Origin of the sequence: Streptococcus sp. 27098_8_99 (assembly GCF_041431935.1) — a bacterium.
Taxonomy (GTDB): Bacteria; Bacillota; Bacilli; order Lactobacillales; family Streptococcaceae; genus Streptococcus; species Streptococcus parasanguinis_D.
In genome coordinates, this window is record NZ_JAPVYQ010000003.1 from 25,814 (window position 1) to 42,339 (window position 16,526).

The 16,526-nt window shown below is 42.6% G+C and carries 14 protein-coding genes and 1 riboswitch; of the genes, 1 reads left to right on the forward strand and 13 read right to left on the reverse strand.

Features of this window, described 5'->3' with window-relative positions; translation table 11 throughout:
- Positions 1-14: 14 nt before the first annotated feature.
- The 13 genes from O3605_RS02545 to O3605_RS02605 all read right to left on the reverse strand — a co-directional run bounded on the left by O3605_RS02545 (position 15) and on the right by O3605_RS02605 (position 14,974).
- Complete coding sequence (locus O3605_RS02545) at positions 15-671, reverse strand: CBS domain-containing protein (RefSeq protein ID WP_155172315.1); 657 nt, start codon at positions 669-671, stop codon at positions 15-17.
- A 446-nt stretch (positions 672-1,117) separates the two neighbouring features.
- On the reverse strand, positions 1,118-1,828 hold the full coding sequence (locus tag O3605_RS02550; RefSeq protein WP_371585198.1) for an ABC transporter ATP-binding protein: 711 nt from the start codon (positions 1,826-1,828) through the stop codon (positions 1,118-1,120).
- The gene (locus tag O3605_RS02555; protein WP_003005595.1) at positions 1,828-2,592 is read right to left on the reverse strand and encodes an ABC transporter ATP-binding protein; all 765 of its coding nucleotides are present in this window, start codon (positions 2,590-2,592) and stop codon (positions 1,828-1,830) included. Before O3605_RS02555 ends, O3605_RS02550 begins: the two co-directional genes overlap by 1 nt.
- Positions 2,592-3,539: a branched-chain amino acid ABC transporter permease gene (locus tag O3605_RS02560; protein ID WP_371585199.1), complete on the reverse strand. Its 948-nt coding sequence runs from the start codon at positions 3,537-3,539 to the stop codon at positions 2,592-2,594. The genes O3605_RS02555 and O3605_RS02560 overlap by 1 nt, the downstream gene beginning before the upstream one ends.
- 3 nt (positions 3,540-3,542) lie before the next feature.
- Entirely contained in the window at positions 3,543-4,412 is an 870-nt protein-coding gene (locus tag O3605_RS02565) for a branched-chain amino acid ABC transporter permease (RefSeq protein ID WP_009731472.1), read from the reverse strand.
- A gap of 81 nt (positions 4,413-4,493) precedes the next feature.
- Positions 4,494-5,651, reverse strand: coding sequence for an ABC transporter substrate-binding protein (locus O3605_RS02570; protein WP_023918808.1), 1,158 nt, complete (start codon positions 5,649-5,651; stop codon positions 4,494-4,496).
- A gap of 108 nt (positions 5,652-5,759) precedes the next feature.
- Positions 5,760-6,038 (reverse strand): DUF2129 domain-containing protein, encoded by a 279-nt coding sequence (locus O3605_RS02575; protein ID WP_023918810.1) that lies wholly within the window; start codon positions 6,036-6,038, stop codon positions 5,760-5,762.
- A gap of 277 nt (positions 6,039-6,315) precedes the next feature.
- Complete coding sequence (gene clpP, locus O3605_RS02580; protein WP_021153673.1) at positions 6,316-6,906, reverse strand: ATP-dependent Clp protease proteolytic subunit ClpP; 591 nt, start codon at positions 6,904-6,906, stop codon at positions 6,316-6,318.
- 128 nt (positions 6,907-7,034) lie between these two features.
- Positions 7,035-7,664, reverse strand: coding sequence for a uracil phosphoribosyltransferase (gene upp / locus O3605_RS02585; RefSeq protein ID WP_003005574.1), 630 nt, complete (start codon positions 7,662-7,664; stop codon positions 7,035-7,037).
- Between the two features lie 219 nt (positions 7,665-7,883).
- Positions 7,884-10,544, reverse strand: coding sequence for a magnesium-translocating P-type ATPase (gene mgtA, locus O3605_RS02590; protein WP_201089552.1), 2,661 nt, complete (start codon positions 10,542-10,544; stop codon positions 7,884-7,886).
- Between the two features lie 207 nt (positions 10,545-10,751).
- Positions 10,752-10,909: riboswitch (M-box (ykoK) riboswitch) on the reverse strand.
- Between the two features lie 35 nt (positions 10,910-10,944).
- On the reverse strand, positions 10,945-12,108 hold the full coding sequence (locus O3605_RS02595) for a MalY/PatB family protein (RefSeq protein WP_070587039.1): 1,164 nt from the start codon (positions 12,106-12,108) through the stop codon (positions 10,945-10,947).
- Between the two features lies 1 nt (position 12,109).
- The gene (locus O3605_RS02600) at positions 12,110-13,207 is read right to left on the reverse strand and encodes a cystathionine gamma-synthase (protein ID WP_003005364.1); all 1,098 of its coding nucleotides are present in this window, start codon (positions 13,205-13,207) and stop codon (positions 12,110-12,112) included.
- Positions 13,208-13,345: 138 nt separating this feature from the next.
- Positions 13,346-14,974 (reverse strand): putative polysaccharide biosynthesis protein, encoded by a 1,629-nt coding sequence (locus O3605_RS02605; RefSeq protein ID WP_003013325.1) that lies wholly within the window; start codon positions 14,972-14,974, stop codon positions 13,346-13,348.
- Between the two features lie 87 nt (positions 14,975-15,061).
- On the opposite strand from O3605_RS02605, the gene O3605_RS02610 reads away from it, so the two are divergent.
- Positions 15,062-16,507, forward strand: a complete 1,446-nt coding sequence (locus O3605_RS02610; RefSeq protein WP_021153677.1) for a UDP-N-acetylmuramoyl-L-alanyl-D-glutamate--L-lysine ligase — start codon at positions 15,062-15,064, stop codon at positions 16,505-16,507.
- The last annotated feature ends 19 nt before the right edge of the window (positions 16,508-16,526 follow it).

Sequence of the window (16,526 nt, forward strand, 5' to 3'; positions counted from 1 at the left end):
GCCTGATTTTTCTATTAAATTACTTTTGCGGTTGTTCGAGTGATTTCATCGACTTTCAAACCGTTGGCTTCAAATTTAGTACGGATTCCTTCTAGATCTGTCACCCCATCAATTTGAACTTCGATAACCACACGGTCGTCTTTGGTTGGGATATTGACTGTATTGGCGATGTTATACCCCTCTTCTACAATCAAGTGAATGATTTGTTCTAGAACGCCAACCTTATCTTCAGTCACAAAGCGAACACGAACTCCTTCTTCTCCATAACCGGATACTTCAAGGAAGGCACGGAAAATATCACGGTCTGTGATGACACCAGATACTTGGTCATTATCCACGACTGGAAGAATTCCCACCTTGTTCTTATACATGAGATAGGTCGCATCTTCTAAGCTAGCAAATTTAGAGACGGTAATGACATTGCGAAGCATGACATCTTTGACCTTGGTCTTGTTCAACAGATAGTTCATCTCGAAAATAGACAAGCTTGTTGCTTTAGATGGACTTGCTTCTGCAATCGTACCTTCTGTCACCAAACCAACCAATTTATCGTTTTCAATGACTGGCAAACGGTGCAAACCTTGTTCGCGCATCAAATCTGCCGCGTGGGCAATTGTAGTATCTGGACTAATGTAAACCACTTTACGTGTCATAAAATCTTTAACAGCCATAACAAGTTCTCCTATGCTTTTATTAGTTTTATTATACTTGATTTTAAGAATGATTTCAAACGCTTTCAGCAGTTTTCTCTTGTTTTCAAAATTTAGAAAAATCAAACAAGAGAGATGAAAAAAGAAAGGTCTTCAGGACCTTTCTTTCGAACATATTCAAACTGTTTTTCCTATAAAATGAGATTAATGTTTCTTCATAATAGAAATTATGCTTTTTTTGAATCATTTGGGAGTATATTGAAACTTTCCGCCGTGAGAAAAGTGCTAGAAACATTATTGTTTCTAGCACTCGGGAGTTTTGAAACCTTAGTTTCAAAACTAAGTCATGGAACTTCGTAGAAGTTCGCTGACGTCCGCACTCACCTAAGGAAAGTTTCTAAATTATCTTTGTCATCAATCCGAAGAAAGGTTTAGCTAACTTTTCCTTTCAAAAAACTTTAGAAATCTTATCCACCAAGGTAGGCCTTGCGGACTTCTTCTGAGGCTAAGAGTTCTTTTCCTGTTCCGGTAAGAACGACTTTCCCTGTTTCGAGAACATAACCGCGGTCTGCGATGGAAAGGGCCTTGTTGGCATTTTGCTCGATCAAGAGAACCGTTGTTCCTTGTTTTTGGATATCTTGGATGATATCAAAAATTTCTTGGATAAAGATTGGAGCCAATCCCATAGAAGGTTCATCCAGAAGCAAGAGTTTTGGCGTTGACATAAGTGCACGACCCATTGCAAGCATTTGTTGTTCCCCACCAGATAGGGTTGCTGCATCTTGGTTCTTCCGTTCTTCCAAACGTGGGAAACGGGAGAAGACTTTCTTCAAGTTAGCTTGATTTTCTTCTCGATCTTTCTTCAAGAAAGCTCCCATCTCCAAGTTTTCCATAACAGTTAAGCCCGGAAAGACGTGGCGGCCTTCTGGAACTTGAGAAAGTCCTGCTGCTACAATCTTTTGAGCCGGAACCTTTTGAATCTCCTGACCCAAAAATTCGATTTTCCCAGCACTTGGACGCACCAAACCGGAAATGGTACGAAGAATAGATGTTTTCCCAGCACCGTTAGCACCGATAAGAGAGACAACTTCCCCTTCGTTTACCTCGAAACTGACATCACGGACAGCCTGGATCATGCCATAGTGTACAGAAAGATTTTCAACTTTTAACATAGACATTAGGCTTCACCTCCTAGATAGGCTTCGATTACGCGTTTGTTGGTCTTGATTTCATCTGGCGTACCATGGGCAATCAAGCGACCGTATTCCAATACATAAATCCGTTCCGTTACTTCCATAACCAAGCTCATATCGTGCTCAATCAGCATGATCGTAATATTAAATTCTTTTTGAATGCGACGAATCAATTGGGTCAATTCTGCTGTTTCTTGAGGGTTCATCCCTGCAGCAGGTTCATCCAAGAAGAGGATTTTTGGCTCTGTAGCAAGGGCACGAACGATCTCCAAGTGACGTTGTTGTCCGTAAGCTAAGTTTTTGGCCAAGGTATCTGCTTCTTTTTCCAAACCAAAAATCGCTAACAATTCAAGGGCTTTCGCTTTCAAAGCTTCTTCATTCTTGTAATAGCTTGGCAAGCGGAAAAGACTCGCAAAGACATGTGGTTTGTGGTGATTAGCAAAGGCAATCAAGACATTGTCCAAAACGCTCAAATCTTTAAAGAGACGAATATTTTGGAAAGTCCGTCCCAGACCACCTGCAGCGATTTTATAAGGTGCTTTACCATTAAGTAGCTGACCATCTAAGGTAATGGTCCCTTCACTTGGTTCATATACCCCTGTTAGGAGGTTGAAGAGGGTTGTTTTACCGGCACCGTTGGGTCCGATCAAACCAACCAATTCCCCTTCATTGAGTTCCATGGTCACATCTCCAACGGCTGTCAAACCACCAAAGTTTTTTGTTAAATTTTTTACTTCAAGAAGTGCCATTAGTTAGCCTCCTTTTTTGAGAGTAGTTTTTTCAAGCTGAATTCCCATGTTCCAAGAAGACCACCTGGACGGAAGATCATCACGAGAATCAAAGCCAATGAGTAAATGATCATACGGACACTTGAGAAGTCTTGAAGCACCATGTTCAAGATACCCAAGACAATGGCTGCCACAACTGTTCCTGACATTGATCCCAAACCACCAAACACGACAATGATCAAGACATTAATAGTATTGGTGAAAGAGTAATCTTTAGGAACAACAGAGCCGATAAAGCCAGCTTGGAGAGATCCAGCAATCGCCGCTGTGATCGCACCAAATATAAAGGCGATGACTTTGACTTTAGTCGTATTGATCCCAACAGATTCTGCTGCGATTTCATCTTCACGAACAGAAAGTGTAGAGCGTCCAATTGGACTGCGTAAGAAGTTAATGGTAAAAATCGTTGTAATTACAACAAAGAGGTAAACCAATTGCCAAGTTGTAAAGGCTGGCAAACCAAGGATCCCAGCAGCCCCATTTGTTAGAGTACCACCATTGACGATCAAGATCCGGATGATTTCAGAAACCCCAAGTGTCGCAATCGCGAGGTAGTCCCCTTTCAAACGAAGGGTTGGAACCCCAACGATCAAGGCAACGATACCAGCAATCAAAGCACCTAAAACCATCGCACCAAAGAAAGCACCATAGGTTGGTGATTTGGAACCAAGAATGGCTGCAGAATAGGCACCAATCGCCATAAATCCGGCATGCCCGAGTGAGAATTGACCTGAGAAACCAACAATGAGGTTCAAGCCAACTGCAAGGATAATATTAATTCCAATTTGTTCTAAAATTTGGATATAGAAGAGGTTGAGCACACCCGCTGCAACCAAGACTTGGATCAAGGCAAAACCTGCGACCAAAAGACCAAGCCAGACTAAATTCACTTTTAAATTTTGTTTCATGGCTTACACCTTCTCTTTCACATTTTTACCGAGGATACCTGCAGGACGGATGAGCAAGATCACAATCAAGATGGCATACACAATTGCATCACGGAAATCTGAGAGACCGATCGCTGTAGCGAAGGTTTCCAACAAACCGATGACAAATCCACCAAGAGCCGCACCTGGAATGATTCCGATTCCTCCAAGAACGGCTGCGACAAAGGCTTTGATCCCTGGTGTCATCCCCATCAAAGGCTCGATCGAGTTGTAATACAAACCGATCAAGACACCACCAGCACCCGCTAAGGCTGATCCCAATGCAAAGGTAAAGCTGATGGTCCGGTTGACGTTAATCCCCATCAATTGAGCGGCATCACTATCAACAGAAACGGCACGCATGGCTTTCCCCATCTTTGTCTTTTGGATAATAAATTGAAGAGCGACCATCAAGAAAATAGACACTCCTAAGATCATCAACTGAATGTTGGAGATCGAAATAGGACCAAAATTGTAACGAACAGTTTCAATGACTTGCGGGAAGGAACGGGTATTAGCCCCTACAAAGAAGACCATCCCATATTCGAGCAAGAAGGAAACCCCGATGGCTGTGATCAAGGCTGCAATCCGAGTTGAATGACGAAGCGGACGATAAGCCAGGTATTCAATCACAACCCCTAAAATAGCTGTCCCAACCATAGCTAGAAGCAAGGCTACAAAGAAGTTAACTTTCAATGAGTTCAATAAGAAATATCCCATAAAGGCACCTACCATGTAGATATCCCCATGGGCAAAGTTGATCAATTTGATAATTCCATACACCATAGTATAACCAAGGGCCAAGAGTGCATAGACACTTCCCAAGATTAGACCGTTCACTAATTGCTGGAGCATTTGAACCATCCTTTCTAACAATAAAGAGCGAGGCCAGGAATTTTCATTCTCCCAGCCTCTTGTACAAACAACAAATGATAATTATGGTTTAACAGACTCAACTGATTTGACTTTACCATCTTTCAAGCCAATCATAAGAGCTGATTTAACCGGGTTGTGGTTCTTGTCAATTGACATTGTACCAGTCACACCTTCCAAGTCTTTCAACTTCGCAAGGTTATCTTTCAATTCGACAGAGTTCTTAGCACCTTTAGATGCTTCTGCAACCATGTAAACTGAATCATAAGCCAAAGCTGCGAACATTGAAGGTTCTTCATTGTATTTCGCTTTGTAGGCTTCTACGAATTTCTTGGCTTTATCAGTCATTTCACCTTCAGTAGAGAATCCAGCTACGTAGTAGATATCTGTAGCTGCAGCAGGTGTTGCTTGTTCAACGAACTTAGCATCGCTAAATCCATCACCACCAATGATTGGTTGTTTGATTCCCATACCACGCGCTTGGTTTACGATCTTACCAGTTTCTGTGTAGTAACCTGGAAGAACAATCGCATCGAAGTCTTTATCTTTGATTTTTGTAAGAGCAGCTTGGAAGTCTGTATCCTTAGATTGGAAGGTTTCAGTTGCTACGATTTCACCTTTATAAGATTTCTTGAAGGCTTCAGCAATCCCTTTCGCATAGTCAGATGAGTTATCGTAGTAAAGAACGACTTTCTTCGCTTTCAAGTTATCAGTTGTGTATTTAGCAATGATTTTTCCTTGGAAGCTATCGATGAAGGTAGCACGGAAGAGGTAATCTTGACCTTTTGTCAAATCATCTTGAGTTGCTGATGGTGTGACCAATGGAACACCTGCTTTACCAGCGTTGGCAACCGCTGCTGCAGTAGCACCTGAAGTTGCAGGTCCTACAAGAGCGTTCACTTTTGATTGGGTTACAAGGTTTGTTGTGACTGTAGCTGCTTCAGCTGTTTCAGATTTGTTATCTTTATCTGTGACAACGATCTTCTTACCGTCAGCTCCACCCTTAGCGTTGATTTCATCAACGGCCAATTGAGCACCTTTTTGTTCAGCGCTACCGTAGGCTGCTACTTCACCAGTTTTTTCAAAGTTAAAACCGACTTTTAGTTCTTTGCCGATTTCGTTACCAGTTGTGTTTGAACCTGAAGTAGAAACTTCACCACAAGCAGCAAGAAGAGCGACACTTGCAATGGTTAAAAATGAAAGAGCAAATTTTTTCTTCATTTGTAATGATCTCCTTAAATGAATCTTAAAATAAATACATTAAGAATATACCGAATTATCTGACAATTGTCAATAAAAAAAGCACAATCCATCAAATGATTGCGTTTTCTAAACTTCTGTGACCACAGATGGGGTCTCCAATCGTTGCAAACTCCCCACAAAATCTGTATCTAAATCTTTGAGATGGCAAGGCAAGACCTTTTTGACATAACGTTCTTTCTTTAAGTCTTCCATGACTTGATCGGCCTTGTCACTGTCCACATACAATTGGACATAGCGGCATTTCTTAGAATGGTACAAGACATCTCCGACAGATTGTAATTTTTTCCCGTCTCGATTGTAATACAATTTAACAATCAAGCCTGTTCTTTCTTGTTTCTCAAACATGGTCAATCCCTTTCTCGTTCTGTTACTAGTATATCAAATTTCAAGAAAAAGAACTACTCTTTTATGAGAGCAAAAAAGAGAGTGGGACAGAAATCGGTAATTCGTTAGAATTCGATTTCGTCGTCCCACCTCCGCACAGTTGAGTAGGGCTGTAAAAGCTGATGAAATCAGCGTAGTAGAGCCCACTCAACCACTGCGTTTTGCTCGACAATCCAAAAATAATTGAGAGGCTAGGACTTTTGTCCCAGCCTCTTGACGGACCTTCCCACAGGATGGTTTAACCCAATTTATTATTGGCCATGATTTCATCAATAAAGCCATATTCAAGCGTTTCTTGTGCGCTCATCCAATTATCACGTTCCGCATCAGCATGCACTTTTTCAATGGATTGACCTGAATTTTCCGCAAGGATTTTTTCCAAGTTATTCCGTGTTTTGAGCAAGTGTTCTGCTGCAATCGCCATATCGGTTTGTTGGGTACCACCACCAGTACCACCCATTGGTTGGTGAATCATATACTCGGCGTTTGGCAACATGAAGCGTTTGCCCTTCGCACCGCTTGAAGCGATAATTGTTCCCATAGAAGCTGCCATCCCCATGACAATGGTTTGGACATCTGACTTGATAAAGTTCATCGTATCTACAATGGCAAGACCTGCTGAGACAGAGCCACCTGGGGTATTGATATACATATAGATATCTTTTGTATTATCTTGGGCATCCAAGAAGAGCAATTGAGCGATAATGGAGTTAGCCATTTGGTCCTCAACTGGTCCTGTTACCATGATAATTCGATCTTTCAACAGACGGGAATAAATATCGTAAGAACGTTCTCCACGACTGGTTTGTTCAATAACTACTGGAATCATCTATTCTTCTCCTTTAGTATCCATTCATTCTCACAATTCGTGAGGTTCAAAGTATATGTGCTATTATAAACCAATGGTCAAAAAAGGTCAAATCTTAAGCACCTTTCGGACGAATCATGAATGGTTTCTTATTTGGTACCGAATAAACGGTCACCTGCATCTCCAAGACCAGGAACAATGTAGCCATGTTCATTCAAATGATCATCGAGAGCTGCTGTAAAGATATCAACATCTGGGTGAGCTTCTTGAAGAGCTTTCACCCCTTCTGGCGCTGATACTAGGCAGACAAATTTGATATGGCTAGCGCCACGTTTTTTCAAGGAATCAATCGCTAGAATAGCGGATCCACCCGTAGCAAGCATCGGGTCTACTACAAAGATACGACGTTGATCAATATCTTCTGGCAATTTCACCAAGTATTCAACTGGTTTCAAGGTTTCTTCATCACGGTACATCCCGATATGGCCAACCTTAGCAGCTGGTACCAAACTCAAGAGACCATCGACCATCCCAATCCCTGCACGAAGAATGGGGACAATAGCCAATTTCTTCCCTGCGATTTGCTTTTGAACGGTTTTAGTAATAGGAGTTTCAATCTCAACATCTTCAAGAGGCAATTCACGCAACACTTCATAGCCCATCAACATAGCAATTTCATCTACCAATTCACGAAAGGCCTTCGTAGAGGTATCCGTGCGGCGGAGAATAGACAATTTGTGTTGAATCAGTGGATGTGTAATAACTTCTAATTTTCCCATTTTGAGATCCTTCTTTCTAAGCTGTTATTATTCAAAAAAGAGCTATGATAAAAGTGGAGTCAATCTCTACTCTTTCTTTCAGTCCCTCTTTGATACTCACAGCACATGGAAATCTTCATTTCCAACTTTACATTCTTCTTATTATACCAAATTTTACAAAAAAAAGAGAGCCCTTACACTTAATTTTTTAAGTTCGGACTCACTCTTTCTATCAATCAATTACAACCATTCTTTGTATTTCTTAATATAGATACGTTTGACAACCGTCACACTCAGCATATAGAGGACGATAATCGCAAACAATAGAACAAAGTACAATCCATTTAGTTGGCTCAACTTCAAGATAGAAGCCAAAGGACTATATGGAAGGGAGGTTACAAAGAAGGCTGCTGCTAGAGTCGTCACCACGACTGAGAAGGCTGGACGACTTTGGATAAATGGCAGTTTTGGTGAACGCAACATATGAATAACCATGGTTTGAGACCACATGGATTCGATAAACCATCCGGTTTGGAACACCATGATAAAGGCTGCTGCATCTGCTGCTCCATGGTTGTAGCCATGGCCTAAAATCATAGGAACAACAAGGAAGTAAAGAAGCATGTAGGTAATAATATCAAATACAGATGAAATGGGACCAATCCAGGCCATAAAACGCATGATAGAGTTTGCTTCCCAGATACGAGGTTTCTTGAGGAATTCCTTGTCGACATTGTCAAAAGGAAGGGCGATACAAGAAAGATCATAGATAAGATTGAGCACAATCAAATGAACGGGAGCCATTGGAAGGAAAGGCAAAAAGATGCTGGCGAAGAGCAGAGAAAAGATGTTCCCGAAGTTAGAAGAGACCGTCATCTTGATGTACTTGGTCATATTGGCATAGACCTTGCGGCCTTCGACCAAGCCTTTTTCAAGGACCATCAAGTCCTTATCCAGAAGGATGACATCTGCCGTTTCCTTGGCGATATCCACAGCGGTATCCACGGAGATCCCAACGTCTGAGACCTTCATGGATGGAGCATCGTTGATCCCATCTCCCATGTACCCCACCTTGTGGCCATTGTTCTTGAGGCAGAGGATGATCCGCGCTTTTTGATCTGGTGATAATTTGGCAAAGACCGTTGTTGTTTCCACAACTTGTGCTAACTCTTGGTCAGTCATCGTATCGATTTCGCTTCCCAAAAGAATCCGCTCTACATCTAGTCCTACTTTTTCACAGACAGCTTGGGTGACCTTTTCATTGTCCCCAGTTAAGATCTTGGTGGTTACCCCATATTCTGCAAGAGCTTTGATTGCTGGAGCTGCAGAAGGTTTTGGTGGATCAAGAAAGGCAAGGTAACCAGTTAGGATCATGTCTCGTTCATCTTCAACACTAAAGATGTCATTTTCGTCCAAGTCGGTTTTGTAGCTGACGCCCAAAACACGAAGACCTTGTTCATTTAATTGAGCAACTTCAGCGAGGACCTCTTGACGGACTTCATCTGTCAGGCGTTTAATCTCCCCTTTGTACTCAACATAAGTCGATACAGAAAGCATTTCTTCCAAGGCACCCTTGGTCACCATGCTGACCACACCGTCTTCGTCTTTGACAATGACACTCATGCGACGACGTTCAAAATCAAAGGGCAATTCATCAATCTTATGGAAGGTTTGATCCAGATCGCGAACAATCTCATGTTTCTTGGCTTCTTTCTGGGTTCGATTGATAATCGCTCGGTCCATCAAATTTTTTAGCCCGGTTTGGAAATAGGAATTCAAGTAAGCCCGGCGAAGGACTGATAGATCCAAATCGCCATGGATATCAAGCGGATACTCCAAAACGATTTCATCTTGGGTCAAGGTACCTGTCTTATCAGTACACAAAATATCAATAGCCCCAAGGTCTTGGATGGCATTGAGTTTTTTGATAACGACTTTTTCCTTGGCCATGATGATGGAGCCCTTAGCAAGACTCGCTGTAATAATCATCGGCAACATTTCCGGAGTCAAACCAACCCCAACGCTGAGGGCAAAGACACCCGCTTCTAACCAGTCACCATCTGTGAGGCCATTGATCACAAAGACAACGGGCACCATCACTAACATGAGCCGAATCAAGAGCCAAGAGATGGTATTCATTTCTCTCTCAAATGAGGTTGGTTCGTCATAGGTGTTGATGGTTTGCTCAATGGCGCCCATCATGGTTTCATCCCCCACGACCAAGACCAAGGCTGTCGCCCGTCCGGAGATGACATTGGTCCCCATAAAGGCCAAACTTTCACTTTCCAAAAGACTATCTAGATTTTGACTGTCGGCTTTTCTGAGACAAACCTTTTCAACAGCATCACTTTCCCCTGTGAGGCCAGATTGTTGGACAAAGAAGTCACGGGAATCAATCAAGACCACATCTGCTGGAATCATATCGCCGGCACTCAGTTTGATCACATCTCCTACGACGATTTCATCGATCGGAATTTCTTGTTCTGATCCATCACGCAGAACGGTCGCTGTATTGACAATCATACGTGATAAGTTGCTAGCTGCTTTGTCGCTCCGCAATTCTTGAATGAAGCGGATACCACCAGAGATCAAGACCAAGGTCACAATGATGATGGAGGTCGTTGGATCCTGTTCACCTGGTTTTGCTAGCCAGACATTGGTGATGAAGGAAACCAGCGCAATGACCAACAAAATCACCGTAAAAGGATTAATAATCGATTCATAGATCTTTTTGATCATGGAATCTTCTTGACCTTTTGTGATGACATTTTCGCCATAAGCATCGCGGTTTTCTTCTACTTGATCGTCAACTAGACCAAGGGCACTGGTTTGGTAGTTGGCAAAGGTGCTTTCAAGTGGTTCTTGAAGAGCGTTAATAAGTCTTTCTTTATTTGTTTGCATTGGTATCTCCTTTTTCAATCAGGAGCCAATCACTTTTGGAGTCCCTACGACACAAATCAGCGATTGGCTGGTTCGGTGCGGTTCGGGATGATCGTCGATTTGTATCATAGCTCTCTCCTTTCTCTTTTCTAGGTAAGGCATAAAAAAGAGTCCTACCCTCGATCGGTAGGACTCATGAAACTCGTCATTTATTTTTCAATCAAAACTCTCAAAAAACTGACCGTCCAAGCTTTAGCTCCACAAGGCAATGAAATGAGCTTAGTCTTGACCTTTGCGATCAGGACTGTTTACCAACGAGTAGTGTCTCCACTGCTTTGCGGTAGTCATCCGTATCCTTGTGGTAGCCTCACCTACCGTATTTCGAGTTTATTGTACTCCTTCACTTACAGAAAGTCAACACTTATTTGTGAAAAGTTTCCACCAAGCGTTTGGTAATTTCTTCAATGAGGGTGAAGGGAGCTGCCACATTGAGGCGGGCATGCAAGTTTCCTTCTTTTCCAAAATCTGTTCCACGGTTCAAAATCAATTTGGCTTGGTCATGAATTTTAGCATGCAGCTCATCATCGGTATAAGGATAGGCTGAAAAGTCCAACCAAAGAAGATAGGTTCCTTGGGGCTTCATGACACGGATTTTGGTCTTTTCATGCAATTCATCTACAACATAGTCGATGTGTTTTTCAAAGACTTGCTTGAGCTCTGTCAACCAAGGTTTACCATGGCGATAAGCCGCTTCTGTTGCAATATAGCCCAAGCCTGAAATTTCATGTTGATTATTAGCCAATTGCCGTTGTTTAAAAGCCGTACGAAGCTTTGGATTTTCAATGACCACATAGGAATTTTTTGTTCCTGCAATATTGAACGTCTTGGTTGCACTGGTTAAGATCAAGCTGAAATCTTTAAAGCTTGGATCAACTGTGTTAAAGCTGGTATGACGGTGGCCAAACAAGGCCAAATCTTGGTGGATCTCATCTGAAACGAGAAGGACACCATGTTTTTGACAGAGGTGGCCGATTTTTTCCAAGACTTCACGATCCCATACACGGCCTCCAGGATTGTGCGGATTACACAAAACATAGAGTTTAACCTCTTGCTCCACAATGTCTTTTTCGAGCTGATCAAAATCAATTTGGAAAAGACCGTCCTTTTCAACTAATGAATTTTCGATCAATTTTCGACGATTGAGCTTGACGCTTCTGGCAAATGGAGGATAGACCGGCGTATTGATTAAGACAGCATCCCCTTCCTTGGTGAAGGCTTGAATAGCTGTTGAAATGGCTGGAACAACACCTTCGATAAAGACGACAGCTTCCTTGTCAAAAGAATAGCCATGCTCTTCTTTTTCCCAATCAAGGATAGACTGGTAGAGGCTATCCGATGCATAGGTGTAACCATAGACCATTTGGTCAGCATAGCCGATAACAGCTTCTCGTACTTCTGGAATGACATTAAAATCCATATCCGCGATCCAAGCCGGAATGATTTCTGGATCTGTCTCTGTTTCTTTCCACTTGTAAGTATGGTGGGTCAAGCGATTCGGTAAAGTCGTGAAATCATATTTGGTCATCTTAAGCCTCCAATGCTTGTTTCAAATCTTCAATCAAATCATCCGCATCTTCGATTCCGATGGACAACCGAAGAAGATCATCTGTCAAACCATATGAATGGCGAACTTCTGCAGGAATGTCCGCATGGGTTTGAGTGGTAGGATAAGTGATCAAACTTTCAACTCCGCCAAGGCTTTCTGCAAAGGTAAATACTTGAAGGGAATTCAACAAGTTAGGAATTTTTTTCTCATCTTGAATTTTAAAGGAGACCATTCCACCTTTTCCAGTGTAGAGGACTTCTTTGACCTGAGGGGAGGTTTTCAAAAACTCGACCACCTTGCGGGCATTCTCAGTGGAGCGCTCCATCCGGATAGAGAGCGTCTTGAGACCACGGATCAAGAGATAGCTGTCAAATGGGGAAAGAACAGCACCTGTCGTGTTCAAATTGTAAAAGAGTTTGTCATACAAGTCTGCATCATTTGTCACGACAACACCAGCCAAGACATCGTTGTGACCAGCCAGATACTTGGTTGCTGAATGAAGAACAATATCTGCTCCCTCTTCAATTGGGCGTTGATAGATCGGGCTATAGAAGGTATTGTCCACCACAACTTTGGCACCTTTAGCATGGGCCAATTTGGCTAAATGAGCAATATCAAATTCCAACATCAATGGATTGGTTGGTGTTTCAATATAGAGGACATCCACTGGATCATGATCTAGATGGTGGATCAATTCTTCTTCTGTATTGGCATAGGTGAAAGAGAAACGACCCTCTTGCTCTTGTTGGTTAAACCAGCGGAAAGAACCTCCATAAAGGTCACGAACGGCCAAGACTTTTGAACCAACTGGGAAAATGCTAAAAGCAAGCACAATGGCTGACATTCCAGAGCTTGTCGCCAAAGCATAGTCTGCACTTTCGATAGCCGCCAAAGTCTTCTCAGCTGTTGCGCGTGTTGGATTTTTCGTACGGGTATAGTCAAAACCTGTAGACTGACCAAATTCTGGGTGTTGGTAAGTCGTAGAGAAATGCAAAGGAGTCGTCAAAGCTCCCGTTGCTTTATCCGACTTGATTCCTGCCTGTGCCAAAATCGTATTGATATTGCGTTTTTTACTCATATTGCCCTCCGATAAACATTCAATCTAACTGATTACTATTTTATCACTATTATGAGGAGAGCGGTTTTCCCATTTTCAAGACCTAGCTATAGTTTCAAACTATAAGAAAAGGCTGGTCATTTATGTCCAGCCTTTGATTTATTTAATCCGGAATTTTTGTCTGAGACGTGCAGCTTGACCTCCGATAAAGCGGTCAAAATACCGTAGCCATAATCCTAAGGCTCCATAGATAACAACTCCTAATCCGCCAATGACGATAATATAAATCATGCTCGATACACGGCCATTTGGTGGGAAAATCCAGCCCAAAATCAAACCAGCGATCAAGACTCCAAGTAGCATCACCACGGTCAGAATGGAACCAAGCAAGGTCCGCTTGAAGACGATGGTGCGATTAAACTGAGTAATGGTTTGGATCTCCCGATACATGAGAACGATTGGGACCATTAAGGCAATGGTCGTTGACAAAAGCGGACCATAAGAACGAAAGACCAAAATAAATGGAATTTGTAGGACCAATTTCACCACTACACCATAAAGGAAGTAGCGAATGGCCTTACGATTTTGAAAGAGGGCTTGAATCATTGGCGATAAGACCGTGTAAAGACCGAGAATTACGGTCTGCAACATCGCTACGATGAAGAGTCCTAAGGCCAAGCCATCTGGTTGCCCATAAAATACCGTATAAAGTGGTTTTGCGACTGCTACTGCACCAAAGGTGGCTGGAAGCAAGAAAGCTAGCAACATGGTCAAGTTATCCTGTACAAGCTTTCCAGCCGCTTTTAGGTCCCCCTTCACATAATTCTCTGTCAACAGAGGAATCCCAACTCCCCCAATCGAAGTCGCTACCGCAATCAAGATCATGGTAATTTTGTTTGGATTAGCAGAGAAATAACTAAACATGACCAAGAGCTGCTTTTGACTATAGTCTGTGAACCAAGACATGACATTGATAAAGGTCATCTGGTCAACAATTTGGAAGAGCTGAATCGCGGAACCTGTGATGATAAAAGGAATAGCCTCACGAATCGTATCGATCAAGAGAGCCCGAGTATCAATCCCATCACTTCCCTCTTGCTTTCTAAAAATAGAAGAGAGCAAGCCTGTCTTTGCAAGGTAATAAAAGAGCACCAGAAGGCTCGCTCCCATCCCAATAAAAGCAGCAAAGGTCGATTGCGTCACAGCTTGCACATAATCACCTGAGCCAATCTTCATAATGAAGAAGGTCGTGAGCAACATCCAGATGACCCGAATGACTTGTTCTGCAATCTGGCTAATGGCGTAAGGCTTCATGTTGTTAAAACCTTGGAAAAATCCCCGAATGACACTCATCGAAGGAAAGATCAGGACAGCCCAAGAAAGGCTCTGCATGATCGGAATCAACTCTTTTCCCCCACCTGAAAGACTCGCAAAGACAGGAGACAAGAGATACATGAGAATGGCAAATCCAAGGCCTAGAATTCCCATGAATTTCAAGAAGCCCCGAATCAAAGCAAAGCTATGATCGGCTTGGTCCCGGGTATTGTACTTGGCTACTTGCTTGGCAACAGCTACGGGTACTCCGGCTGTCGAAATCAAGAGAAACCAAGCATAGATATTGTAGCCCATTGTAAAAAGACCATTGGCTTGTGGCCCATATTTTCCCATCCAAATATACCAAGGAATAATATAAGCAGCTCCTAGCAAACGGCTGATAAAGTTGCTGGCTGTCATCCAGGCAGTCCCGCGTAGCATCTGGGCTTGCTGGTCATTTTGTTCGTGACTCATAAACGTCCTCTTTCGTTTCTTCTTCTCTTCATTATAAACTTTTCCATGTTACTTGTAAAATTCAGACTTTCGGTTTACAATAGTTTTATGATTACAATTGAACAAACCCTCAACATTTTAAAACAAGACCAAAATTTCCGAGAAGTTCTAGTAAATGGTGAATACTACTACCATCTAGAAGGAACAAGTTTTGATGCTATTAGCTATGATAGCCGTAAGGTTTCTGCTAGTACCCTCTTTTTTGTTAAAGGGGCCAACTTCAAAAAAGAATACCTGGAACAGGCTATTTCTAATGGACTCGGCTTTTATGTCTCTGAAAAAGATTATGAAGTTGGTATTCCTGCCATCCTCGTCAATAATATCAAACAGGCCATGAGCTTAATCGCCATGGAGTTTTATGGACACCCTGAGAAACAATTAAAACTATTGGCCTTCACAGGGACTAAGGGAAAGACAACCGCGGCCTATTTTGCTTACCATATTTTGGAACAAAGTCACCGACCAGCTATGCTGTCGACCATGAATACAACACTGGATGGTAAAAACTTCTTTAAATCGACCCTGACAACTCCAGAGAGCTTAGATCTTTTTGCCATGATGGCTGAGGCAGTAGCCAATGATCGGACCCACCTCATTATGGAAGTTTCCAGTCAAGCTTATCTAGTGAAACGGGTTTACGGTCTGACCTTTGACGTTGGTGTTTTTCTCAACATCAGTCCTGACCATATTGGACCGATTGAACACCCAACTTTTGAGGATTATTTCTACCACAAACGTCTCCTCATGAAGAACAGCCAAGCCGTTGTCATCAATAGTGATATGGATCATTTCCAAGTTTTAGCGGACCAAGTCGCGAAGCAAGACCACGATTTTTATGGAAGCCAGTCTGAGAATCAAATTGAAAACTCTAAGGCCTTCAGCTTCTCAGCCACTGGTAAATTAGCTGGAAACTATGAAATCCAACTGATTGGACATTTCAACCAAGAAAATGCTGTGGCTGCCGGACTTGCCTGCCTTCGCCTAGGTGCGAGCCTCGAGGATATCCAAAAAGGGATTGCTAAGACGCGCGTTCCAGGCCGAATGGAAGTCTTGACTCAGAAAAACGGCGCTAAGGTCTTCATCGACTACGCCCATAATGGAGATAGCTTGAAAAAACTGCTCTCAGTTGTTGAAACCCATCAAACCGGGACCATTTCACTGGTCCTTGGATCAACTGGGAATAAAGGAGAGAGCCGCCGCAAGGACTTTGGCTCACTCTTAGAAGACCATCCTGAAATCCAAGTCTTCCTCACAGCGGATGATCCCAACTATGAAGATCCTTTGGCTATCGCTGAAGAGATTAGTAGTTTTATCACGCGCCCTGTCGAGAAAATCGCAGATCGCGAACAAGCCATTCAGCTGGCTATGGCGACAACCAGCAAGCCTGAAGATGCTGTTATTATCGCTGGAAAAGGAGCAGACTGCTACCAAATCGTAAATGGCGTTAAAGAAGAGTATCCAGGTGACGCCGCCATCGCTGAACGTTATCTATAATCAAAAAAAACAAGGCTAG